The 22,930-nt window shown below is 46.1% G+C and carries 21 protein-coding genes and 1 CRISPR repeat array; of the genes, 15 read left to right on the top strand and 6 right to left on the bottom strand.

The features are described from left to right. Nucleotides 1-57: 57 nt before the first annotated feature. On the bottom strand, nucleotides 58-510 hold the full coding sequence (locus tag ACFVTB_RS02355; protein ID WP_387744543.1) for a DinB family protein: 453 nt from the start codon (nucleotides 508-510) through the stop codon (nucleotides 58-60). Between the two features lie 298 nt (nucleotides 511-808). Between ACFVTB_RS02355 and ACFVTB_RS02350 the strand changes: the two genes are divergently transcribed. Further along, the gene (locus ACFVTB_RS02350) at nucleotides 809-1,228 is read left to right on the top strand and encodes a hypothetical protein (protein ID WP_387744540.1); all 420 of its coding nucleotides are present in this window, start codon (nucleotides 809-811) and stop codon (nucleotides 1,226-1,228) included. Nucleotides 1,229-1,245: 17 nt separating this feature from the next. Here ACFVTB_RS02350 and ACFVTB_RS02345 read toward each other — a convergent pair whose 3' ends face one another. Further along, nucleotides 1,246-2,136: a LysR family transcriptional regulator gene (locus tag ACFVTB_RS02345; RefSeq protein WP_387744537.1), complete on the bottom strand. Its 891-nt coding sequence runs from the start codon at nucleotides 2,134-2,136 to the stop codon at nucleotides 1,246-1,248. 102 nt (nucleotides 2,137-2,238) lie between these two features. On the opposite strand from ACFVTB_RS02345, the gene ACFVTB_RS02340 reads away from it, so the two are divergent. The 4 genes from ACFVTB_RS02340 to ACFVTB_RS02325 all read left to right on the top strand — a co-directional run bounded on the left by ACFVTB_RS02340 (nucleotide 2,239) and on the right by ACFVTB_RS02325 (nucleotide 7,001). Continuing rightward, the gene (locus ACFVTB_RS02340; RefSeq protein ID WP_387744534.1) at nucleotides 2,239-3,519 is read left to right on the top strand and encodes an adenylosuccinate synthase; all 1,281 of its coding nucleotides are present in this window, start codon (nucleotides 2,239-2,241) and stop codon (nucleotides 3,517-3,519) included. Nucleotides 3,520-3,996: 477 nt separating this feature from the next. Further along, nucleotides 3,997-4,326, top strand: a complete 330-nt coding sequence (locus ACFVTB_RS02335; RefSeq protein WP_387744531.1) for an ArsR/SmtB family transcription factor — start codon at nucleotides 3,997-3,999, stop codon at nucleotides 4,324-4,326. Further along, complete coding sequence (locus tag ACFVTB_RS02330) at nucleotides 4,323-4,742, top strand: SRPBCC family protein (protein ID WP_387744528.1); 420 nt, start codon at nucleotides 4,323-4,325, stop codon at nucleotides 4,740-4,742. The genes ACFVTB_RS02335 and ACFVTB_RS02330 overlap by 4 nt, the downstream gene beginning before the upstream one ends. A gap of 3 nt (nucleotides 4,743-4,745) precedes the next feature. After that, nucleotides 4,746-7,001 carry an ATP-binding cassette domain-containing protein gene (locus ACFVTB_RS02325; protein WP_387744525.1) on the top strand — a complete coding sequence of 752 codons (2,256 nt, stop codon included), beginning with the start codon at nucleotides 4,746-4,748 and terminating at the stop codon, nucleotides 6,999-7,001. Nucleotides 7,002-7,118: 117 nt separating this feature from the next. On the opposite strand, the gene ACFVTB_RS02320 is transcribed toward ACFVTB_RS02325, so the two are convergent. Further along, on the bottom strand, nucleotides 7,119-7,706 hold the full coding sequence (locus ACFVTB_RS02320; protein ID WP_387744521.1) for a collagen-like protein: 588 nt from the start codon (nucleotides 7,704-7,706) through the stop codon (nucleotides 7,119-7,121). 628 nt (nucleotides 7,707-8,334) lie between these two features. On the opposite strand from ACFVTB_RS02320, the gene ACFVTB_RS02315 reads away from it, so the two are divergent. Both ACFVTB_RS02315 and ACFVTB_RS02310 read left to right on the top strand, forming a co-directional pair. Continuing rightward, nucleotides 8,335-9,270 (top strand): alpha/beta hydrolase, encoded by a 936-nt coding sequence (locus ACFVTB_RS02315; protein ID WP_387744518.1) that lies wholly within the window; start codon nucleotides 8,335-8,337, stop codon nucleotides 9,268-9,270. A 202-nt stretch (nucleotides 9,271-9,472) separates the two neighbouring features. Further along, complete coding sequence (locus ACFVTB_RS02310) at nucleotides 9,473-10,000, top strand: NAD(P)H-dependent oxidoreductase (RefSeq protein ID WP_387744515.1); 528 nt, start codon at nucleotides 9,473-9,475, stop codon at nucleotides 9,998-10,000. A 56-nt stretch (nucleotides 10,001-10,056) separates the two neighbouring features. Here ACFVTB_RS02310 and ACFVTB_RS02305 read toward each other — a convergent pair whose 3' ends face one another. From ACFVTB_RS02305 to ACFVTB_RS02295, 3 genes are all read right to left on the bottom strand, one after another. Continuing rightward, on the bottom strand, nucleotides 10,057-10,434 hold the full coding sequence (locus ACFVTB_RS02305) for a winged helix-turn-helix transcriptional regulator (protein WP_387744512.1): 378 nt from the start codon (nucleotides 10,432-10,434) through the stop codon (nucleotides 10,057-10,059). Nucleotides 10,435-10,568: 134 nt separating this feature from the next. Then, entirely contained in the window at nucleotides 10,569-11,759 is a 1,191-nt protein-coding gene (locus tag ACFVTB_RS02300) for a YhgE/Pip domain-containing protein (protein WP_387744509.1), read from the bottom strand. Between the two features lie 30 nt (nucleotides 11,760-11,789). Then, nucleotides 11,790-12,446 carry a TetR/AcrR family transcriptional regulator gene (locus tag ACFVTB_RS02295; protein ID WP_387744506.1) on the bottom strand — a complete coding sequence of 219 codons (657 nt, stop codon included), beginning with the start codon at nucleotides 12,444-12,446 and terminating at the stop codon, nucleotides 11,790-11,792. A 674-nt stretch (nucleotides 12,447-13,120) separates the two neighbouring features. Continuing rightward, nucleotides 13,121-13,482: direct repeats of the CRISPR family, unit length 30 nt; unit sequence ATTTCAATCCACGCTCCTATGTAAGGAGCG. A 373-nt stretch (nucleotides 13,483-13,855) separates the two neighbouring features. On the opposite strand from ACFVTB_RS02295, the gene ACFVTB_RS02290 reads away from it, so the two are divergent. From ACFVTB_RS02290 to helD, 8 genes are all read left to right on the top strand, one after another. After that, nucleotides 13,856-14,773 carry a bifunctional helix-turn-helix transcriptional regulator/GNAT family N-acetyltransferase gene (locus ACFVTB_RS02290; RefSeq protein ID WP_387744503.1) on the top strand — a complete coding sequence of 306 codons (918 nt, stop codon included), beginning with the start codon at nucleotides 13,856-13,858 and terminating at the stop codon, nucleotides 14,771-14,773. Between the two features lie 27 nt (nucleotides 14,774-14,800). Further along, nucleotides 14,801-15,544 carry a class I SAM-dependent methyltransferase gene (locus tag ACFVTB_RS02285; protein ID WP_387744500.1) on the top strand — a complete coding sequence of 248 codons (744 nt, stop codon included), beginning with the start codon at nucleotides 14,801-14,803 and terminating at the stop codon, nucleotides 15,542-15,544. 244 nt (nucleotides 15,545-15,788) lie between these two features. After that, entirely contained in the window at nucleotides 15,789-16,496 is a 708-nt protein-coding gene (locus ACFVTB_RS02280; protein WP_387744497.1) for a response regulator transcription factor, read from the top strand. Continuing rightward, a complete protein-coding gene (locus tag ACFVTB_RS02275; protein WP_387744494.1) occupies nucleotides 16,493-17,866 on the top strand; it encodes a sensor histidine kinase in 1,374 nt (457 codons plus the stop codon). Before ACFVTB_RS02280 ends, ACFVTB_RS02275 begins: the two co-directional genes overlap by 4 nt. Nucleotides 17,867-17,896: 30 nt before the next feature. Next, the gene (locus ACFVTB_RS02270) at nucleotides 17,897-18,493 is read left to right on the top strand and encodes a PepSY domain-containing protein (RefSeq protein WP_387744492.1); all 597 of its coding nucleotides are present in this window, start codon (nucleotides 17,897-17,899) and stop codon (nucleotides 18,491-18,493) included. Between the two features lie 101 nt (nucleotides 18,494-18,594). After that, a complete protein-coding gene (locus ACFVTB_RS02265) occupies nucleotides 18,595-19,212 on the top strand; it encodes a PepSY domain-containing protein (RefSeq protein WP_387744489.1) in 618 nt (205 codons plus the stop codon). A gap of 256 nt (nucleotides 19,213-19,468) precedes the next feature. Then, nucleotides 19,469-20,095 carry an FMN-binding negative transcriptional regulator gene (locus tag ACFVTB_RS02260; RefSeq protein WP_387744487.1) on the top strand — a complete coding sequence of 209 codons (627 nt, stop codon included), beginning with the start codon at nucleotides 19,469-19,471 and terminating at the stop codon, nucleotides 20,093-20,095. A gap of 266 nt (nucleotides 20,096-20,361) precedes the next feature. Then, nucleotides 20,362-22,779 carry an RNA polymerase recycling motor HelD gene (gene helD / locus ACFVTB_RS02255; RefSeq protein WP_387744484.1) on the top strand — a complete coding sequence of 806 codons (2,418 nt, stop codon included), beginning with the start codon at nucleotides 20,362-20,364 and terminating at the stop codon, nucleotides 22,777-22,779. Nucleotides 22,780-22,930 lie beyond the last annotated feature (151 nt).

Genomic DNA, 22,930 nt, shown 5'->3' with positions numbered 1-22,930 from the left:
TATTTATTTGAGCTGGGCACAGACGAGCTGCAAGTCATTGGCCCAGCAAAATAAACTTTAAAGCGCCAGTTTGTTCCGTATTTGCTCTAAATGATGAATATCATGCTCTGAAAATATACCGATGTAGCTCTCGATAGTAAACTTCCGTTTACCGGAACCAATTGTGAATCGAACATCGTTTTGGATGCGTTCAAGAGCCTCAAATAATTGATTGCGAGTGTGTGCAAACTGATCAATTAATTCAGCTACATTCTGGATGCTGCTGATATACTGAATTCCTTCATTGTTGTGGGAGTCATGATCAGGGAATTCAATTAGATTTGCTCCTTGCTCCATGAAAGGGATATGCTGCTCTAAAATAAATTTATCCCAATAGTATAGGTGTCCAATGATCTCCCTAATGGACCATTTTCCTTCTTTAATGGGATCAAGCATTTTATGCTCTTCAATATCTCTCAATGCGGCTATCTCATTCGTTGTCGTCTGATAACTAATAATGTTGGTTTTCAAACCTTGTGACTCTCCTCTCAACACATTGGATTCCAATGGGATGCAAACTTATGTTCCCGTTTATTGTATCAGAAAGGATTGCGATCAGCAATATTAAAGAAAAAGAGTATATATTTATGATAAAAGCATCCTTAGGGACGCTTTTTTTGTTATTTATCCTAGTTGATAACAGAAATCTAAATATTTTACATAACTATAACGGTTTTGCGAACGAATCGATTTTAATATTGTAATTTTCAGATTATTATAGTATGGTCTTTTTCACTATCTGTTGCTAGAGAAAAAGAGGGGGAGTTCGATGAAAGATAAGAGGTACAAATACAAAATTTTTCGTGCGTTTGAATTTTTGATCGTGGGGCTGCTCTTGCTGACGATTTTGGCGACAGCCAAAGAAATTGTAGTGATTATTTTCCAAGATCTGATACACGAGACATTGGTAGAAAATTATAAAATCATATTATCCGAAATTTTGCTGCTGGCCGTCGGGGTTGAGCTGGCGATTCTCATTATTAAGAAGGATATCTACTTTGTCATCGATATTTTAATCCTCGCTATCGCCCGAAAAATGATCACGTTCGAAAGCAGCATGGATATCTTTGTCAGCATCGGCTGTATCGTCATTTTACTGGCGGCTAGAATTCTGAAGGCGCGGTTTTTGCCTCCGACCCCAAAGGTGATTGAAAAACAGAAACGCATGGAGCAGGAGTCGGAGGCATAAAACATACGCGTCATATTCTAGTTTCTAGGCAGCAGTGCAAGAAATTGCTTTGACGCCGCCGAGAGGGGAACACCCTTCAACATGGCGATGCCGATCGATCGTTCGGGAAGCGGCGGAGTAAGCGGGATTTCAATCAGCCGGCCCGATTTCAATTCTTCCGTGACATAATTTCGAATGGCGAACGTAAGTCCAAAGCCGCTTTGTGCAAATTGAACGAGAAGGTCGATGCTCCCCAGCTCGAACTCCGGCTGAAGCGGAACGCCATAAGATTTTGCATATTCGTCCAAAAAGGTGCGTGTGCTCCCCCCGGGCTCTAAAAGCAGCAGAGGATAATGTTGAAGTTCCTCCAGGCGAAACGGTTTTTCCGCTAATGCGGCATATTGATTATTGCCAACCAGACAATCTTGTTGAATCGAACTGCGGATGAACTCGATTTTAGGGTCGTCAGTTGGAAGGTGGACAACGCCGAAGTCGATTTTTCCCTCTTTGAGGAGTAAAATCGTCTCCGGCGTTGTTCGATTGGTGACACGAACTTTGATATGCGGATATTGCTTATGATACTGCTCCAGATAGGGCAACAGATAATATTTGCACAAGGTATCGCTTGCGCCTATGCTGATCTCGCCATCGAGCAGATCGTTCATCTCAGCCATTTTTTTCTCGGCAATTTCAATGGAGTGTAGAGCCTGTTCAATGTAATTAAAGAGTACTTTTCCTTCGGCTGTTAAAGTCACTCCTTTCACGGTACGAAATAAAAGCTGTCCGCCAAGGCTTTGTTCCAATTGCTTGAGGGTGTGGCTGACGGCCGGCTGGGTGATGTTTAATTTCTCAGCGGCTTTCGTAAGTCCTCCAAGCTTGGCTGTCCAATAAAACACGCGGTACCACTCCATATTAATATTCAAAAGCATTACCTCTCTTTATGACTAATATTATTAATATCAATTTTACTAATATCTACCCTCAAATTATAATCACAATTGTAAACGAAATCAATTTGGGGGGCGGAAGCAATGACGGTAACCGCGATAGTCGGAGCAAACTGGGGAGATGAAGGAAAAGGGAAAATAACGGATGCTTTAGCTGCTGAATCTTCGTACGTTGTTCGATTTCAAGGAGGCAGCAATGCAGGGCACACGATTATTAACGATTACGGAAAGTTTGCTTTGCACATGCTGCCATCCGGTGTGTTTTATCCAGGCGTTACGAATGTGATCGGTCCGGGTGTCGCTCTCGATGTCGATTCCTTTATGGCTGAGCGGGACGGGCTGCTTGTAAAAGGTGTCCCGGCTCCGAGCCTGCGCGTCTCTGAGCGTGCGCAGATCGTGCTTCCTCTGCACCGGCTGTTGGATGAGCTTGAAGAAGAACGGCTGGGAAATCGGGGCTTCGGTTCAACCAAGCGCGGGATAGCGCCGTTTTATTCCGATAAATACGCCAAATTAGGCATTCAGGCAGGAGATCTCTACCATGATGCAAGACTGCGGGAAAAACTGAATCAATTGCTAGAATTGAAAAACGTCCTGCTAGTTCATTTGTATGGAAAAGAGTCCGTTGCGGTCGATTCGCTAATGTCCACACTGCTGAAGCAAGCGGAGAAGCTTCTGCCTTATGTCTGCGATACGACGAAAATGCTTGGCGAAGCCTGTGACAATGGCGACACGATTCTGCTTGAAGGACAGCTCGGTGCCTTGCGTGATCCCGATCACGGAATTTACCCTTTCTCCACATCCTCTTCAACACTTGCTGGATTTGCTCCTGTTGGAGCAGGAATTCCTCCCTATGCAATTACAAATGTAACGACGGTTGTTAAGGCATACTCAAGCTGTGTAGGCGCCGGACCGTTCGTGTCGGAATTGGCAGGATCAGAGGCTGAACAATTGCGAAAGCGGGGCGGAGATGCAGGAGAGTATGGCGCAACGACAGGACGCCCTCGTAGAGTCGGTTGGTTGGATGCTGTGGCCACCCGCTACGGCTGTAGAGTACAAGGGGCTACAGAAATAGCTTTAACGAATCTGGACGTACTAGGCTACTTGAATTCGATTCCGGTATGCGTGGGCTATCAGTTGTCCGACGGAACGACAACGAATTGTTTCCCGGTAACGGCGAAACTGGAGAATGCCAAACCGATTTATGAATATGTTGAAGGCTGGAAATGCGATATTTCCGGGGCTCGCGCTTTAAATGAATTGCCTGACGCTGCGCGGCACTATATCGCATTCATCGAGAATTTGATTGGCGTAAACATTAAATATATTTCAGTAGGGCCAAGACGGGAGCAATTAATGGTTAAGTAGATGTCGATTGCTTTATCCGGCTCAAAACCGAAATCATTGTTTGACTTGAAGTGAGGGGAGGCGCTGCGGGTCAGAGGGTTCTTCCGATCCATGCTTTAAAAGCGACCACTATCGTTTCTCCAGAATCCCTCTGCCCTTCGCTGCTCTCTACTTTTCAGTCAAGCACTGAATTAAAGTTTGAGCCCTTTATTCGACATTATTCCGAAAAAATCTACTAGAATGGGATTCAATGCAGAGATATCGGCTTTCTCAGGATATTTGACAACGGCTCGCGGAGAAGCGGCCGTTGTTTTTTTTGACCAATCAAGATATCATGAACTGCCTGAAGCCACGAACGCAATGCAGCTTTTTAACACGATAAATGGGACATAATAGAAATAAATGGCATATTGACAGGACACCAAACGGTGTCTTATAATCAAAACGTCACCAAATGGTGTCCTATTAGCAAGTCAACAAAACGTAGGAGAGGGTGTTGTGGGCGATAACAACCAGTTGCGGGACGTGTTTGACGCGATTGCAGATCCGACGAGACGCCAACTGATTCGCTTATTAGCGGAGGCAGAGGAGCTGCCTCTTCACGAGTTAACGGCACAGTTTGAAATGGGCCGCACAGCGGTATCCAAGCATTTAACGATTCTGAAAGAAGCCGGACTGGTACTTGACCGCAAAGTCGGCAGAGAAACGCGATTTCGGTTAAACGCCTCACCGCTTAGAGAGATCCAAGATTGGGTGGCTTTCTATAACAAGTTCTGGAGTGCAAATATGCTGCGCTTAAACCAATTATTAGAGGAGGAAGAAGAATGAGTTTATCTTTGACTTTGGATTTTCAGTATACGACATCGATTGAGAAGCTTTGGTCCGCTTTAACCGATTCAAACAAGCTTGCGAAGTGGGTGGTTAATATTCACAATAGCCAGCCGATGGAAAATAATTTTAAACCTGAAGTCGGCTATCGTTTTCAGTTCCGCACACAGCCGAGCGAATGGTGGGACGGCATTATTGAAGGCGAAGTGCTTATCGTAGACGAACCGAATCGTCTGTCTTATACATGGGCTAGCGGAGGAGAACAGCATACCATTGTTTGGACGCTGCAAGATCTGGGAGACGGTAAGGTTAACCTTCATTTGGAACAAACCGGATTCTCGAATCCGCAAGGACTCGAAGGCGCTAAGTATGGCTGGAGCAAATGGTGCGGCGAGCTTGAAAAGGTATTGGTTTAATACGTGAGCGAAACGAATCAGGAATATATCGTCATCTCTGCTGCGAGAGAGAACAATCTCAAGAACGTATCCCTGCGCATTCCGAAGCGAAAGATTACAATTTTCACCGGGGTATCCGGTTCCGGCAAGTCCTCCATTGTTTTTGATACCATTGCCGCAGAATCTACGCGTCTGCTGAACGAAAACTTCAGCATGTTCGTGCGCAATTTTCTGCCGCGCTATCCGCAGCCGGATGCCGATGCGATCGAAAACCTGAGCATGGCTGTTATTGTGGACCAGAAGCGACTGGGCGGCGGCTCCCATTCCACGATGGGGACGATAACCGATATTTCTCCCATCATGCGCCTTCTCTTTTCCCGAGTGGGTCAGCCGTATGTAGGGCATGTGAACATGTTCTCATTCAACGATCCGCAAGGCATGTGTCCCGAGTGCAACGGAATCGGCCGCAAGCTTGGCTTAGATATGAGCAAAGCGGTCGATATGTCAAAATCGTTGAATGAAGGAGCCATTATGCTGCCGGACTATACGGTTGGCAGCTGGGACTGGTCGATGGTTATGCAGTCGGGCTCTTATGATCCGGATAAGAAGCTGAGCGATTTTTCGGAAGAGGACCTGGAGCAGCTGTTGTACGGCAAGGCGAGAAAGGTGAAGGTCGATTTCGCCGGTAAGGCAACCAACATTACAGTAGAAGGCGTTATCGAGAAGTTCACCAACAAGTACATCAAGCAGGATTTGAAAACAAAGTCCGAGCGTACCCAAAAAGCGGTTGCGCCTTTTATCTCCGAAGGGCCTTGTACCAGCTGTAAAGGAGCGCGGTTGAATCAAGCGGCGCTTAACTGCAGGATCAATGGATTCAACATTGCGGACCTGTCATCGATGGAGGTTGGGCAGCTCATCCGGGTCATACGAGAAATTGACGATCCTGTCGCCGCGCCGATCGTCAAGTCGCTTGCGGAGCGATTGCAGCATTTGGCGGATATCGGACTTGAATACTTGACGCTGGATCGCGAGACGGACACCTTATCCGGCGGCGAATCGCAGCGCGTCAAGATGGTGAAGCATCTAAGCGGCAGTCTTGTAGATGTCACCTATATCTTCGACGAGCCGAGTGTTGGCCTGCATCCGCGCGACGTTCACCGGTTAAATGAATTGCTTCAAAAGCTGCGCGACAAAGGAAATACGGTAATTGTCGTGGAGCATGATCCTGATGTCATCAAGGTGGCAGATCATATTGTCGATGTCGGGCCTTACGCCGGCAGTCGCGGGGGAACTATTGTATATGAAGGAAGCTACCAAGGTTTGTTGGGATCCTGCACATTGACCGGCACTCATATGAAGCGCCCGCTCCAGTTGAAACGCGATTGCAGGAAGTCTGCCGGCAAGCTGACTATTCGGAATGCAAGTCTGCACAACCTGCAAAAGGTCAGTGTAGATCTGCCAACCGGCGTGCTTACCGTCGTTACCGGTGTCGCCGGTTCTGGCAAGAGTACGTTGATTAATGAAGTTTTCCTCAATGAGCAACCGGACGCGATCGTTATCGATCAATCGGCGATAGGCGTATCGACGCGCTCGAATCCTGCTACCTACACGGGAATAATGGATGATGTGCGCAAGGCGTTTGCATCCGCGAACAAGGTCAATCAAGGCTTATTCAGTTTCAACTCCAAAGGGGCTTGCGAGAACTGTCAAGGACTAGGCGTCGTGTATACGGACCTTGCTTTTCTTGAAAGCGTGAAGCTGCCATGTGAAGTATGCGGCGGCAAACGTTTCAAGGAAGAGGTGCTTGCGTACAAGCTGAACGGCAAGTCTATTGCAGATGTACTGGAAATGACGGTGGAGCAGGCACTGGAGTTTTTCCAACTGAAAGAGGTCGTCCGCAAGCTGCAGGCCATGAGCGATGTAGGGCTGAACTATATTACGCTTGGCCAACCGCTCAGCACGCTTTCCGGCGGGGAGTGCCAGCGTATTAAGCTGGCAAGCGAACTGCACAAGAAGGGCAGCATCTATGTCATGGATGAACCGACGACCGGCCTGCATATGTCGGATATCGGCCACCTCCTGGAGATCATGAACCGTCTAGTGGACGCCGGTAATACAGTGATCGTCATCGAACATAACCTCGATGTGATTAGCCAAGCGGACTGGATCATCGATATGGGACCAGACGGTGGCAGCAAGGGCGGACAAGTTGTGTTCGAAGGCACGCCTTCGCAAATTGCCGATGCAAAGCAGTCTATTACGGGACTCTACTTGAAGTAGTTGTTTGAGGAACATTTTCAAGTTGTCTAAACGATATGAAATGGAATAAAGCCGCTAACGGGTCTTCGCTAGCGGCTTTATTTGTCTTTTGTAAGCAATAAGGAGGACAGCATATCGTCAAGCTATTTTCAAAATAACAATCGAAGCATTAATAACCGGTGTATCGCCCACACTTGTGTTTAATTCCACGAAAGAAGCTGTGTCGTCGATACGATGTAACGTCAGTACGCCGCCCGCCGTCAGATTCACAAGCGTCTGTCCCGTATAAGGATTGGAATCAGTAGAGGTTCCGTAATTGCTTCCAGCAACTAAGACCGAATTGATAAACAACCCGAATACAGAATCCTCTTCAGAGATAGGGAACACTTCCCATTCGATGCTGTATAAGCCGGTTTCCAGTATGTTGATGGAAGAAGGCGCCGTGAAGGATAACGCTGTACCAGTCACGACAGCGGTATTATCGAATTGTACTACAGGACCTTGAGCGCCGGGTGAAGGGGCTGCTGCAAGCTCTTGTTCAATCGTACTTCTTACGAATAATGCTGACGTTATAAACGAAGTTCCAGCTGCTCCTGGAGGACCTGTTACCCCCGCGGGTCCTTGAAGTCCTGACGGTCCTCTTGCCCCCGTAGCGCCGGCTGGCCCAGTCGGCCCCGTTTCTCCGGTCGGACCTGCGGGTCCGGTTTCTCCCGTTTCACCAGTCAACCCAGTCGGACCTGTTGGACCGGTTTCGCCTGTCAGCCCTGAAGGCCCTTGTGGTCCCTGTGGTCCTATGGGCCCCTGAGGTCCTTGAAGTCCCTGAGCTCCTTGGGGTCCTTGAGCCCCTTGAGGCCCTTGTGGTCCTTGAGGTCCTTGAGGAGCATTCACAATGACCTCCGGTTTGACATCAACATTCGGCGGAGGGCAGTTAACTCGAACAATTTTTTTCTTGATGATTACTTTTCTGCGGCACTTTCTCTTTCTATGCAACGTTTTTTTACTGCCTCGCTTACGCCGTTTAACGGTACCACAACTCAACAAGAGCACCTCCATTTGTGATTGCTTTACCATATGAAGAAGTCGGAAAAGAATGTGGACTTGTACCCATCGGGTCTTCCATCTAATAAAAAATGGTTGTTTGTGCCTTGCAATCTAGTTTTCTAGTAAGAAGACTATTTCAAGCGATAATCTTTTTAGAAGAGAATAAGTGATGCTGCATCCGTTAATGATGTATTCATACTGCTGCAGCTGCCAGCTGCGGAAAGAATTAAGACTCCGTTAAGTGCATTCTAAAACGAACTTGTTATAATGAGGTGGACAGACAGAATAAGACACATGTGGAAGGAATAAAGATATGAAAAAATGGTTGAAAGTAATCGGTATCCTAATCGGCGTTATTGTCCTTTTTCTCGGGGTTGTGTATGTGGTAAATGTGATTAGCAACAAGGTGGAGAAAGGAAAAATACAGACTTACGGCCAGCTTGTCCCTATAGAAGGGGGGAACATCAATGTTCTCATGAAAGGAGCGGGTGAAGAAACGGTTGTGCTGCTTCCGGGTTATGGAACAGGAGCGCCGGCCCTTGATTTTAAACCGCTGATCGAGGAACTTTCTCCTAACTACAAGGTCGTTGTCGTTGAGCCATTTGGTTACGGATTAAGTGATGTAACGGACAAGCCACGCACCGTAGAAAATATCGTCAATGAAACACATGAAGTTTTGCAAAAACTGAATATTAACCGTTACATCCTGATGGGTCACTCCATTGCAGGCATTTACGGACTCGACTATGTGAATAAGTATGAGAATGAAGTGACTGCCTTTGTCGGAATCGACAGCAGTGTTTCAACACAAGGCGGCAACGATGAACCTTTTCCTACAGGATTCTATAAGCAGCTGAAACAATCCGGCTTTTTCCGCTTGCTCACGAAGCTTAGCCCGGATCAACTCATTGCTCCTAACGTTGATGACGCGACTAAAGAACAGATTAGAATCATATTCCTAAAAAATTCGTTTAATGCGAGCGTCCTCAGTGAAGGGGAACACTTTAAACAAAATTTTAAAGCCGTTGAAGGCTTGCGTTTTCCTAAAAAACTGCCGGTTATTTTCTTCTTGGTGAAAGATAATACCGATGTTGAAGACTGGATACCGATGCATGAAGAGCAAGTGGAACAGTTGGCGCATGGCAAAGTAATGACATTTGAGGGCAGCCACTATCTGCACCACACCCGTTCAAAAGAAATCGTGGAGAACTTTAGAAGCTTTATGAATGAGGTTGAAACCAATAATTGAGATGCGTTTAAGAAGAAGCAGCCGGTGTTAGCCGGCTGCTTCTTTGGCATTTCGCCGCCATACTAACCTTTATGTAAGTACCTGTAAAAAAAGTGCATACTTACTTGGTTGAGATTGGAGCATTATAATCGATCTAAGTTGAAACGCTGTTAATAACAGAAGCTTCAACCTCTATAGAAGAAACTTAAAGGAGGACGAGTCTTTGAAGACTTTGATCATTGTAGCGCATCCCAATATAGAGGATTCAACAATCAATAAGCGGTGGGTGGAGGAGCTAAAGAAATATCCCGAAAAGTACACGGTGCACGAGCTCTACAAGGTATATCCGGACGGGAATTTCGATGCGGAAAAAGAACAGAAGTTAATCGAGTCCCATGACCAGCTTGTTTTGCAGTTCCCGATTTTCTGGTTTAATTGCCCTCCACACTTGAAGAAATGGCTGGATGATGTGTTTACTTACGGTTGGGCGTACGGCTCAAAAGGGGATAAATTAAAAAATCGTAAAGCGGCTTTAGCTGTATCAGCCGGCATTCGAAAAGACGACTTCAGTAATGAAGGAAAATACCGCTATACGCTTGATCAATTGCTAACCCCGTTTGAAATTAGCTTCCTGTATTGCAACGCGGATTATCGCTCATTCTTCGCTTACTACGGCGCAGAAGAGGGCACGGACCCTAACGAGCTAGAGGAAAGCGCGCAGAACTATTTAACCTTTATTGATAAGCTGTGAAATGCAAAAAAGAAGTATTTCCCGTTCAGGGAGATACTTCTTTTTCAATAAAATCATTAGGCTTGCCGTTGAGCAGCCTCGGCTTCAGCCTCGGACGAGAGGGAGCCGTTTTTCATTCCCCAATCGCACATCATATCCAATAAAGGAATAAGCGAAATTCCTCGTTCAGAGAGGGAGTATTCGACTTTCGGAGGAACTTGCGGAAACTCCTTACGGATAATAAGGCCGTCCGCTTCCAGCTCCTTTAACATAACGCTTAACGTTTTGAACGATATACTGCCAATATTTCGTCTGAGCTCGTTGTGCCGCAATACTTTGTTCTCAGCCAGCCAATACAAAATAATCATTTTGTACTTTCCGTTTATTAAGGACAAGGTATAGCCAAAACCAGTATTTTTAAGTTCTACGCCAGTAGGAACACAGCTTTCTTCCATCGATCACCACTCCTTATGGTGGTTATAAATTCCAAGTTTTCATATTCTATTATACTGGATTTATTAGCCTTGGTAAAGAAAACGGTGATCGAGGGAGGCTGGCGTCTGTCTACTCAACGGATGGTCGGAATGCTTTATGCTTCAAGCTTTTGCTGATCTTGTACAGCTTTAGGCTTCAAAGTAGTAACAAGGATAACGATCATGCTAATTACGCCAATCCAAGTCAGCGAGGAGACCGCATGGTTCCAGCTAAATGCTTTGCCGAAGAAGAAGAGTTCTCGAAGGCCGTCCACCATGAAGCGCATTGGCAGCCAGGAGTACACCCAGTCCCGATAGAAAGCGGACAGCATTTCTGGGGGCAAAGCAAGCAGCGGTGCGCCGAAGAATAGGATTAAGGCAAAGAGAGCAATTCCTCTAATACCGACTACCGAAAGAACTGCAGAGATCATAAGGAAAAAGCTGAAGAACGTAATCGTCAAGAACAGCGCTGTATCCGCAAACTGCGGAATATGAAGGCCTACAACACTGTCCGCCACCCAAGTCAATCCAAATCCCACGATTATCGATGCAACTGCACCTATTGCAATTTGAACAAGCTTAGATGCGAGAAGCTCTTTCCTGGTTTTCGCGGCGATCTTGCTGATGGCGATAAACAGGATTGCCGCGCTTGCTAGACTGGCCATCCAAAGCGGTTGAAACAAGGAAATAGGGGCATTACCATTTGCGCTATTGGGGCCGGTTTCATTGACATTCGTTACCTTCTTGACGATAGGAGATGCCAGGCTGGAAGCTTGATCCGGGGTCAGCGTAGCTCCTTGCTTTTTGAATCCTTCAAGAATCTGCGTTCGAACATTCGTATTCATATTATCAACGACGCCGTTAAGGATCTGTCCTGCCATTGTGGAAGCAGTCATGTTCATCCCTTGGTTGATATAGATTTGAACTTCGGGCGAGACAGGCGCCGGAGTGGATAATGAGGCTTGCTTCTGGCTAAAATCGGCTGGGATGACAAGCGCTGCGTAGTAATTACGGTTGTTTAAGCCATCGTACACCTCGTCGATGCTTTTGGCTTCCACCCATTTTACAGCAGGTTCCTCGCCCGGTGCGGAAGAAGCATTTTTCTGCATCATATCGACGATCGTTTGGCCCATATTAAGCGTTGGCTGATTAGGGATGTCGATGCCCTGATCTTCGTTGAACACAGCAATGGGCAAGTTCTTAGGCTGAGCTTGAACGGATGGGAAAAGGGTAAGAGAGAAAATGAATACAACCAAAAACGCGATAAGCGGCGCAAGGATGAGAAGTCTATTTTTCAAATATTTCATTAGGGAAACACTCCTTTTAGTTATTGATGCTTATCGGTCGGAAGTTGATTGATAAAGGCCGTTCATAATAAAACGGATGGCATCTTCCACTTCCTCGTCGCTAATCGATTCCATATTCCACAATACAAATCGCGAGGCAAAGAAGCCTCCAAGGAAGGTGAACAGCATTTTCAGTATTCGATCAACGGGAAGATCAACCAGTTCTCCGCGCTCTTTAAAGGACTCCAAATACTTGGTCACGCGAGGCGCAACAATTTCAACAAAATAAGGGAAGAGTTCTTTTTTCAGTTCCTCTTTATAAATGATTTCCTTAATGAGGACCTGAAAAATTTCCCGGTTATCCGTAATGAATTGGACGCGGTTTCTAATGAGAAACCTTAAAAATCCCTCAAAGGTCGGATCTCCATTGTTAGTAGCCTGAAGGACCAAATCGTTGGCCATCAAAGGAAAAAAATCTTTAATGTACGGAATAATAAGGTTCAGCAACAAGTTGTCCTTCGTTCCATATTGCTTGAAGATGCTTGCCTCCGACACCTCAGCGGCTTTAGCGATCTCAGCGGTCGAAGTATTGGAATAGCCTTTCTCAGCAAATAACTGAACCGCTGTTTCGACAATCCGCTGTTGTTTAACCGTACGCTTTCCGGATTGAGACCGCAAAATGTCGTTAAACAAGTTGTTGGTCGGCATTTGTTCACCACATCCTTATATCGAGTTAAGGGATTTTCAAAAGTGAGTAATCACTTACTTTATTGTTATAACGCCGCCAGGGATCTTTGTCAATGGAAAAGTGAGTGCTTACTTACTTTGGCTATGCGATAGGGTATCAGTTTCATTTTTGGAGATGTTAGAAGGTGATATTGTGGGGGAGTACCGTGGGGAAAAATACAATGTCGTTTTCTATGTTTGGAGCGGCGACAAGCTTATCAGGAGACAACCCTCACCCGCGATCTGAGCGTTCGTTCGCCATAATTAACTGCCTTTTCGCAGTTATTTCCTCTGGAATCCGGTGGGGAGAGGTCAATAACTGCATTTTTGCAGTTATTTCCGCCCTCACCCGCGATCCGAGCTATCTCGGCCATAAATAACTGCCTTTTCGCAGTTATTCCTACCGGAATCGTGCGGGGCGGGCTCAATAACTGCGTTTTTGCAGTTATTTGGTTTTACTCTGTATCCCAGGCCTTACGCACACTGTCATCGGAATAGTATAAACCAATCACTGAAACGATGTGTCTGAACTAACTCATATCGCATTTTGAGCAGAAAGAGGCGGGCAGAGGAAATCGACAACCTTCCTGATCCACCTTAGAGTGAAATTTCGAGATTTCAAATAGCGAAAGAAACAGGCTGTAGTTCCTGCGACAATTTCAACCCACGCTCCTATGTAAGGAGCGACCTTTTTTAATTTGGTTCGCGGATTCGAGACGTGATTTCAATCCACACTCCTATGTAAGGAGCGACTTGAACAAATGGTAAGCGTGAAAGCGCCAGTTAGTGATTTCAATCCACGCTCCTATGTAAGGAGCGACGCCTTGGCGCATCCCGCTTTTTGGTGGTGGATCTGATTTCAATCCACGCTCCTATGTAAGGAGCGGCGTATACACAGGGTCATAGTCAAAGAGTTGGTGGTATTTCAATCCACGCTCCTATGTAAGGAGCGACCCAATACGGTCGTGCTGCGGAACACCTTTAACACATTTCAATCCACGCTCCTATGTAAGGAGCGACAGCGTGCAAAATATCCCCTTTCTAGGAGAGGGATTGCAAACACTTTAATGCGACTCTCTTTTGGTACCGTTTGTAAATGACACTGAAATCAACTAAATGATTCGAAACCCGCTCCAGGAGCGAGGTGCGGATCTCCTAGAGAATTTATGTGAGCTTCACATTCGCACCAAGCTAGTTTTGTGCCTTTGCATTTTTGTTAATATTTACAAAACGCAACTCTTTTATTATACACTTTCCATTAGTATGAAGATATGGAGACCTATGAATTGAACAAGAACCATAACGATATATAGTTGACTTTATCAACTATGTTGTTTAATCTTCTTATATAGTTGATAAAGTCAATTAAATATTTTTCTGGGGTGCTAAATATGACACAATTGAATGCCTCGAACGTATCGGAATTCAGAAAATTTAATCGCTTTTACACGAAAGTCATTGGCTTGCTCAATCAGCGGCTGTACGATAGTTCATTTTCATTAACCGAATCACGGATCTTATTTGAGATCAATCATATAGATAACTGCACGGCGAAAGTATTACAAGAACAGCTGGGGTTAGACCGGGGGTATGTGAGCCGAACAATCAAACGCTTTGAACAATTAAAGCTGATCTACAGAGAGAGATTGAGCCATGACGGTCGTGCCTATTTTATTCACTTGACGGAGAAGGGCAAAGACATTTATAGAGAGCTGGAAGGCAAGTCCAATCAGCAAGTTGAGTATCTCCTGCGGAATTTAGATGCTGCTAGTCAGCAAAAGCTCATAGAATCGATGCAAACCATCGAGCAGACACTGTCAGATAATCTTCGCCTAGAAGATGCTACAATATCTATAAGAGACGAATACACGGACGAAGATCAGGCGCTTATTATCGAAAAACAAAGGGCCTTTTATACGGATCTTCATGGTTACGATGAATCCTTTCTCGAATATCTGAACAAAACAATGGATTCAAAAATCGATAAAATCTGGATTGCAGAGGAGAACGGGAAATTTGCAGGATGCGTGGGATTAGTCAAAGAAACGGAAAACACAGCCCTCTTGAGATGGTTTATTGTCGAGTCGTCAATGCGCGGTAAAGGAACAGGTACGCGGCTAGTACAAGCTCTGCTTGACTACTGCAAAGCCCAACAATATGAACGGATATCCTTATGGACGGTAAGCGATTTGACTGCAGCTCGTAAATTATATAAAAAGCTTGGCTTTCATTTAGCTGTAGTAAAAGATGAACAATTATTGTGGGGGAAAAAGCTCGTAGAAGAGCGATGGGATCTCGAGCTGAACTAACCAAACAATAGAAGGGGGAATCCACAAATGGAGAATTATTTTTATGAAGCTTTTGAAGGTCTAACACGGCAAGGGCCGGGGAGCAAAGCATCAACCACAAAGGCGATTTCATTGCTGGACCTGGATCGAAATAAAGAGTTGAACATTTTAGATATAGGGTGCGGAACGGGTGCTCACACGGTGCTTTTGACAGAGGGATTCCCGCATGCGCATATCACGGCGATCGATACGAATGAATCGAGCTTGTCCTCGCTTAAGGAAATGCTGCAAGAGAAAGGGCTTGAAAACAGAGTAACCGTGCAGAATGCTTCTATGTTTGAGCTTGATTTTCCACCGGAAACGTTCGACCTGATCTGGTCGGAGGGCTCAATTTACATTATTGGATTTCAGCAAGGGTTAGAGCGGTGGAAGCCTTTCTTGAAGCAAGGCGGATATTTGGCGTGCAGTGAGATTTCATGGCTTCATGAAAATCCTTCTGAAGCAAGCAAGAGCTTTTGGGAAGAAGGGTATCCCGGCATGGATACGATCTCGAATAAAATCAATCAAATCACCGGCGTAGACTACAAATTGAATTATTCCTTTGTTCTGCCAAAGAGCGATTGGATCGAAGAATATTACAATCCGCTAGAGAGCTCTCTGCAAAAGCTGGAGGCAAAATACAAGGACAATTCTGAAGCTTTAAGTGTGGTAGAAATGATTAGGCAAGAAATAAGCCTGTATCATCATCATTTTAATGATTACAGCTATGTTTTTTATGGGATGCAAAAATAAGACTAAATGCAAAAGCAAACACCCTAAGCCACCGTGGCTTAGGGTGTTTGCTTTTGCTAAAAAGCCGCCGCGGTTGTATTAGTCAAAGCAAGGCTATGCCTTCTCCAAGACGATTGAGTGCCTCTCCATGCAATAATTGCATGAGTGAAGGACATCCTAATGAAAATCATGGACGTGTACCAGAACGCTTTTTTTTTCAGCATCACGGCTTCTTTGGCCTCTTAGAAAGGAGGAGGGCGGTACGATGGATGAAACGATCTTAGTCGTTGAGGATGAGCGGAAAATTGCCAGATTGCTGCAGATTGAGCTGGAAAGCGAAGGCTATCGCGTGCTCTTGGCGGGCAGCGGAACGGAAGGATGGTCACTGTATGGGAATGGCGGTGTCGATCTCATTTTATTGGACGTCATGCTGCCCGGCATAAGCGGCATTGAACTGCTTCGTCGCATTCGATCAACCGATCAACACACGCCCGTCCTCCTGTTGACGGCCAAAGGCTCCGTCGAAGACAAAGTTTCGGGACTCGATCTGGGTGCTAACGATTATGTGACCAAACCGTTCGAGATCGAAGAGCTGCTGGCGCGAATCCGCACTGCATTTCGATTGCTAGCGCGAGCAGACAAGGCGTCGAATGACGCTGATATCGGGGCAGAATGGCTAGAGGCTGCCGATCTGAGGCTTAATCCTCTAACACGGGAAGTAAGAAGGGGAAACCGAGTAATCGAGCTAACGCACCGGGAGTTCGATTTGCTTGCTTACTTGCTGCGCAATAAGCGGCTTGTGCTGAATCGCGATCAGATTTTGGCCGAAGTATGGGGCTATGATTACGCGGGTCAGACAAATGTTGTCGATGTCTATATACGGTATGTGCGCAAAAAGGTGGACGAAGGCTTCGATCGCGAGCTCATACATACGGTCAGAGGCATCGGGTATGTATTAAAGGATTTGCCATGAAGCTGAGAAGAAAAATTTATTTCTATTCCTCGGTCTTATTCGCTGGATTACTGATTGCCGCGAACGTTACTGTCTACTATATCTTTTCGGATATGACCATTAATAAAGAGCTGGGGCAATTAACGGCTGAGTCGCAGCAAGCGGCAGATGCCATTCGTAAATCGGATACTCGTTTGAAAACGGAAGAATTGCTTCGCGCTTATGTTCCTTTAGACGGGATGATTGCCATCGTCCCTGAGGAAGGGAGCGGCAAAGCCTTATTGGTGACCTCCCCATCGGAGACAGCTCTTAGTTCACGCGGTCAGATATTCGATGCAGATCGCCGGATGGAACGGGTGTCGTTTAACGGAAATAGCTACGGCTTCTTATCGCTTCCCATTATTCAAGCTGACGGCGGAGTGGCAAATGTACAGGTCCACCATAGCTTAGAAAAGCAAATGGCGCTGCTTCATCTGCTGCGTCTTGTGCTCATTGGAGTTTCAATCGTCATTACTATCATCGCCTTATTATCGAGCGCTTTGCTTGGACGTTTGATTATGAGACCGATTGCAGCAATGACCGGAACGATGAGAGAAATTATCCGCAGCGGCAAATTTGTCCGACTGGAACAAGAGGGTGACTCGAAAGACGAGCTGAAGCAGATGGGGGAAACGTTTAACGAGATGATCGATCTGCTTGAGAACAGTTTTGCCAAACAGGAACAGTTCGTCTCGAACGCCTCTCATGAGCTGAAAACGCCGCTGACGATAATCGAAAGCTATTCCAGTTTGCTGAAACGGAAAGGGATTGAACGACCGGAGCTTTTTCATGAATCGGTCGAAGCCATTCACTCTGAAGCGGTCAGAATGAAAGGAATGACGGAACAGCTATTGCTGCTTGCCGCACCACACCGGTATTGGAGCATTTCCATTGGACAAGTGGAGCTGCTGCCATTCACCGAACAAACGGTTTCAGGATTTAAGCGGGCTTATGGGCGGGGGATAGACATAGAGCATGAATCGGATACCGACATAATCGTATCTACAGACCCTGATAAGCTCAAGCAGCTGTTGTTTATTTTTCTCGATAATGCACGCAAATATAGCGAGAAGTCGATCACTGTGAAGCTGGGCACCGAAAGCTCCTGTACAAACTACCTTAGCGTGACCGATTACGGGATCGGAATTCCAGCAAATGAACTGCCTCGCGTCTTTGATCGGTTTTATCGAGTTGACGAGGCGCGAAGCAGAAACGATGAACAGGAGGGCGGTGCGGGACTGGGATTGGCAATGGCCAAAGAAATCGCACACGCGATTGGAGTTCGTCTAGCTTTGGACAGTGTGGAAGGAGAAGGAACGACTGCGACCATTTATTTTGACAGAAGGTCTTAATGCCGGGAAAGGAGGGAGGGCAAGTTGCGTGTGTCTAAAACGCGATGGAGCTGGGTGCTTCTCGCATTTTTGGCGTTGGCGATTGTAATAGCTGTCAGCTTCGCTGTTTATCGTAAGACAAGTGATACAGACGGCAGCACGGTTGAAGAAGCTCGGCAAACGATACTATCGCAATACCAAGGAGAACTGAGCGAGCTGCCGGCAACTGGCGCGGCGTATCGATTTCAATTAGAGAACGATCAGGGGCGTTACGAACTGGAAGTAGGCAGGAATAGCAACAACATTGTCTCTATCCGATTGCTCGAACGGTATCGCGCCCCCGTTCAAACGACCAAACCTCCCGTAAATAGCTCTGTCCCGAGTGAAGAAGCTACACCCCGGCCGTCGGTTTCTCCGGATGTAATCGAGTCGATCCGACTAACCGAAAGTGAAGCGGCAGCCGTCGCGCTTGCCAAAATAAAAGGAAATGTCAGCGACATCGACCTGGATAAAGAAAATGGAAAATGGTATTACTTTGTTGAGATTAAGACCGAGGACGGCCGGGAAGCGACGATTCAATTGCATGCCTCCTCCGGCAGAATTGAGTCTGTGACTTGGGATAATGATAAAGAGGATGAGTCGGACTAGCTATTTTATCATCAAATTCTAATGTGGCTGTAATGTTACTCTTAGAAACTTTATCTAAAGTAATGGAGACAGCAAACAACAAGAAGGAGAGATACGACATAATGAACAAAAAAATAATGATTGGGACGATAGCGGTTATTGCCGCGCTGGGAGGAACCGGGGCAGCCGTTGCAGCTGAATCGCACGCTTCTTATATTGGTAAAGAAAAAGCGAAGGCCGCTGCGCTTCAAGCCGTACCCAGCAAGGTGACGGAGATAGAGTTGGATAATGAACGCAATGTCGCTATTTATGAAATCGACGTGCAGAAAAACGACGCCAAGCGCACAGAGTTCGAAATTAAAATAAATGCAGCAACAGGATCGGTTCTGTCGGTTAAAGAAGATGACGATGACGACAGAAAGCCAGTAACTGCGAAGGGATCCACGACGACAGCTTCAAAATCTAGCGAGTCGAAAGAAGCCGTGAACGCTGGATTGACTGCCGAGCAAGCGAAAAAGCTTGCCTTGAAGCAAGTGCAGGGTGAAGCGGTAAAGACGGAAGTGGAGTGGGATGACGGAATAAAGGAGTATGAGGTTACTGTACGTACCGGTAAAGGTATGGTTGAAGTGACGATTGCTGCTGCTGACGGCCGGTTGATCTCTATCGATTACGACGAAGACGACGACGATGAAGATGAAGATGAAGATGACAACCGTGAAGACGACCGTGAGAATGAATAAATGGAATACTGCTTCAGAGTAGGATCTAAGCAGCCGGACTATGCCCGGCTGTTTTTCTTTTTCATTTATAGAACTTTCTACACCGCAGAACTTTCCCTTACTCACTTAAAGTTAAGGATAAGATATAATTTTTGACAATTATGTATGCGTCAAGTAGACTTGATGGCAAGCAAAATCAGCGCTCTGCTCATTATGATTTCATTTCCATGTTTTTATTTAATTAGGTTAATTAATACAGCGAGAAGAGGTTGGTAACATGTATGTACCGGAAGCCTATGAAATGAAGGACTGGGAAACCGTCCGTGAATTCATCGAGCAGAACAGTTTTGGCTTGCTCATTTCCAATCATAGCAAGTTAACAGGCACTCATCTTCCATTTTTATTAGTGAAAGAAGAGGAAGAGCTATATTTGTACAGTCATATGGCGAGAGCGAATCCGCAATGGGAACAAGCAAGCGGTGAGGTTCTTGTCGTCTTTTCCGGCGCGCAAAGCTATATAACGCCATCTTGGTACCCAGAGAATAAGGTTCCAACATGGAATTATCTCGCTGCTCATCTTTACGGAGATTTCGAACTTATAACGGGGGAACAGGAGACGCTGAACGTTCTTGCCACGACCGTTCAACGGTACGAGTCAGACTTTGCTGAACCATGGAGCTTGAATGAAGCCAGTGAAGAATATGTCAATCGTCTTGTGAAGCATGTTGTAGCATTCAAAATCCGTCTAACGAACTGGGAAGCGACGTGGAAACTTCATCAAGATTATGCTCCTGAAATACAGAGAGGGGTCATTAACGGCCTGCAAAGCCGTGGCGATGATAACGCCAAGAAGATTGCAGAGATTATGAAAAAGAATTTGTCGAGTGTTAAGGCGCCTAGTTAGGGAGAAGTGCATTTAAGCTTGAAAAGTCAGAAACGCCCTCACTGAGATTAGTGAGGGCGTTTCTTTTACAACTGCGTATCGATAAACGACCAAGTAACAAAAAAATAAATTGAACAGAAATATCCGCTATGATATAATCATTAGCGGTATTGCAATTCAAAATCAAGTCCGTACTATCTTATATCCCTAATATAATTGTACATCTTGAGCTTTGTTTTGTCAATACTCTCTTTGCCCCAAAAAAAGGAAAAGGAGTGTGTTTGAATATGGAAACAAAGGACTGGCAGCAGGAACAAGAGCGGCTGGAATCGGTCAGGAATAAACTGAAGGCCAGAATCGACGAACTGGAGCCGGAGGTTACCGGATTGTGGAATCAGGCTGTGGACATCCGTAGACGGTTTTGGGAAGAAGTAACGATTAACACAAGCACTTATGAAGATTTCGAAGAAACCTTTTATACAATTAACCAGCAGTCCGCGTTATTGGCCGAGCGGGAGCGGGGTCACAAACTGTTGACTCAGCAGTGGAAAAACATGAAGCGGCTGCTGCCGTCTCCGTATTTCGGTCGCCTCGATTTTCATGAGGATGGTCTGGACTTCAAAGAGCAGATCTATATCGGCGTATCATCCTTCCTCGATGAAGACGGAATGAGCTTTCTAATCTATGACTGGCGTACGCCAATCGCGAGCATGTATTATGACTGCTCGCCAGGCCCGGCGTCTTACATCACGCCTGCCGGGCAAATCGAAGGGACGATGGAGCTTAAGCGGCAGTATCAAATTCAAAACGGGCACATTCGTAATCTATTCGACGCGGACGAAACGATTGGTGACGAGATTTTGCAGCAGGCCCTCGGCAAAGGCGCCGACTCGCAAATGAAAAGTATTGTGGCAACGATACAGAAAGAACAAAACGCGATTATCCGCAATGAGAAAAGCCGGATGCTTATTGTGCAAGGCGCCGCCGGCAGCGGCAAAACTTCAGCGGCCTTGCAGCGGGTGGCGTATTTGCTTTACAAGCACCGCCAGACGATCAAAGCCGATCAGATTATTCTTTTCTCGCCCAATCCGATGTTTGCCAGCTACATTTCGACTGTCCTGCCGGAACTTGGCGAAGAGAACATGCAGCAGACGACCTTCCAGGAATATCTCGACTATTGGTTAGGAAGCACATTCCGGCTGGAGGATCCTTTTGATCAGATGGAATATGTGTTGACCGCTCAAGGAGCGCCGGAATATGAAGCTCGTCTTCAAGGGATGGCTTACAAAGCTTCCGAAGCTTACCTGAAAGCTCTGCAGCGTTACGGTGTTTGGCTGAGGCAGGACGGTATGCGATTCCACAGCATTCGGTTCCGGGATCGCGATTTGATTACGGGGGAACAAATAAGAGACCGTTTTTACGGCTATGATTGTTCTCTGCCGGTGTCCAATCGTATCGTTCTTTTGCAAGAATGGCTGCTGAAGGAACTGGCGTCGCTGGAACGTTTGGAAAGGGAAGCGCTTTGGGTGGAGGAAGAGTTGAACTATCTCGACGCCGAGCAGTACAGTGAGGTGTTCAGAATGCTTCATAAAGATAGAGAAGTGCTGGATATTGCGGAGCAATTCGCTATCGTTCAAGAGAAATTAAGCAAAAAAGTTCGGGAAGATGAGAGCGACTTTGATTTCAGTCAGAGGGAAGAGGAGCTGCTCCGCCGCAAAGTCGTGAAAGAAAGCTTTAAACCGTTAAGGAAAATGGTAAAGAAGCTCTCGTTTGTCGATTTCAAAGGCATATACGGCCAATTGTTTGACAACGAAGCCGCCTATCGGGAGAAAACGAATGAAGACGTTCTCCCGCCGCTGTGGCAGGAGGTATGCAGACAAACCAAGGAGGCGCTGTTCCGAAACGAGCTGCATTACGAGGACGCAACTCCTTATTTATTTGTAAAAGAATTGATTGAAGGCGTTCGGACGAACACGGATATCCGCTATGTTTTCGTCGACGAGGGTCAGGATTATTCGCCATTTCAATATGAATATATAAAAAAGCTGTTCCCTCGCGCCCGCATGACTGTGCTAGGCGATTTCGGGCAAGCAATTTTCATGCAGTCCACAAGTCTGGACTCATCCGATTCGCCGCTAGTCCGCCTATATGGCGAAGCTGAAACGAGTCTTATCCGTCTGGTGCGCAGTTATCGCTCGACCAAGGAAATTGTTGAATTCACGAAATCGATGCTTCCTGGCGGGGAAGAAATTATTCCTTTTAATAGAAGAGGCCCAAAACCGCTTCTTACGAAACTAGAGAGCAAGGAGATGCGTGATGCGCAAATTTTAGCAGACATTGCGACGCTCAAGGCCGAGGGCTTTGACTCCATCGCCGTCATTACGAAGACTGCTGCCGAAAGCCGAGAAGTCTATGAACCATTACGGATTCAAGGTGATGAAGATTTGCAGCTGATTACGAAGGAGACGTTGGGCTTTAAGAAGGGGGTCATGATCCTTCCCGTCTATCTGGCCAAAGGCGTCGAGTTCGATGCGGTCTTGGTCTACGACGCTTCGTCTCGCGTTTATGGTCGAGAGAGCGAGCGCAAGCTTCTTTATACGGCATGTACGCGTGCGATGCACCGGCTGCATCTTTATACGACGAGCAATTGGTCGCCGTTCGTGCAGGCATTGCCTGCCTCTTTGTACGAGAAAACGACTGACTGATGGTATGTGTGTGATGTTAAAAAGGAGTCGTCAAAATCACTTTTATAGTGGTTTGGACGACTCCTTTTACTTTTTTTACGGTCAAATCGCAACATTAAGAAGTTCTTCATAATTTCAATAAATGGATATTAAGATTTTTCATTTACGATTA

The sequence above is a fragment of the Paenibacillus sp. NPDC058071 genome (assembly GCF_042885235.1).
Taxonomy (GTDB): domain Bacteria; phylum Bacillota; class Bacilli; order Paenibacillales; family Paenibacillaceae; genus Pristimantibacillus.
The sequence above is the reverse complement of the archived record's forward strand: the minus strand, read 5'-3'. Positions and strand labels throughout refer to the sequence as shown.

Excerpts from the sequence above, each read along its gene's own strand:
- ACFVTB_RS02350 (WP_387744540.1), top strand. The coding sequence starts at position 809 with ATGAAAGATAAGAGGTACAAATACAAAATTTTTCGTGCGTTTGAATTT.
- ACFVTB_RS02345 (WP_387744537.1), bottom strand. The coding sequence starts at position 2,136 with ATGCTTTTGAATATTAATATGGAGTGGTACCGCGTGTTTTATTGGACA.
- ACFVTB_RS02340 (WP_387744534.1), top strand. The coding sequence starts at position 2,239 with ATGACGGTAACCGCGATAGTCGGAGCAAACTGGGGAGATGAAGGAAAA.
- ACFVTB_RS02330 (WP_387744528.1), top strand. The coding sequence starts at position 4,323 with ATGAGTTTATCTTTGACTTTGGATTTTCAGTATACGACATCGATTGAG.
- ACFVTB_RS02315 (WP_387744518.1), top strand. The coding sequence starts at position 8,335 with ATGAAAAAATGGTTGAAAGTAATCGGTATCCTAATCGGCGTTATTGTC.
- ACFVTB_RS02305 (WP_387744512.1), bottom strand. The coding sequence starts at position 10,434 with ATGGAAGAAAGCTGTGTTCCTACTGGCGTAGAACTTAAAAATACTGGT.
- ACFVTB_RS02300 (WP_387744509.1), bottom strand. The coding sequence starts at position 11,759 with ATGAAATATTTGAAAAATAGACTTCTCATCCTTGCGCCGCTTATCGCG.
- ACFVTB_RS02295 (WP_387744506.1), bottom strand. The coding sequence starts at position 12,446 with ATGCCGACCAACAACTTGTTTAACGACATTTTGCGGTCTCAATCCGGA.
- ACFVTB_RS02290 (WP_387744503.1), top strand. The coding sequence starts at position 13,856 with ATGACACAATTGAATGCCTCGAACGTATCGGAATTCAGAAAATTTAAT.
- ACFVTB_RS02285 (WP_387744500.1), top strand. The coding sequence starts at position 14,801 with ATGGAGAATTATTTTTATGAAGCTTTTGAAGGTCTAACACGGCAAGGG.
- ACFVTB_RS02280 (WP_387744497.1), top strand. The coding sequence starts at position 15,789 with ATGGATGAAACGATCTTAGTCGTTGAGGATGAGCGGAAAATTGCCAGA.
- ACFVTB_RS02275 (WP_387744494.1), top strand. The coding sequence starts at position 16,493 with ATGAAGCTGAGAAGAAAAATTTATTTCTATTCCTCGGTCTTATTCGCT.
- ACFVTB_RS02265 (WP_387744489.1), top strand. The coding sequence starts at position 18,595 with ATGAACAAAAAAATAATGATTGGGACGATAGCGGTTATTGCCGCGCTG.
- ACFVTB_RS02260 (WP_387744487.1), top strand. The coding sequence starts at position 19,469 with ATGTATGTACCGGAAGCCTATGAAATGAAGGACTGGGAAACCGTCCGT.
- helD (WP_387744484.1), top strand. The coding sequence starts at position 20,362 with ATGGAAACAAAGGACTGGCAGCAGGAACAAGAGCGGCTGGAATCGGTC.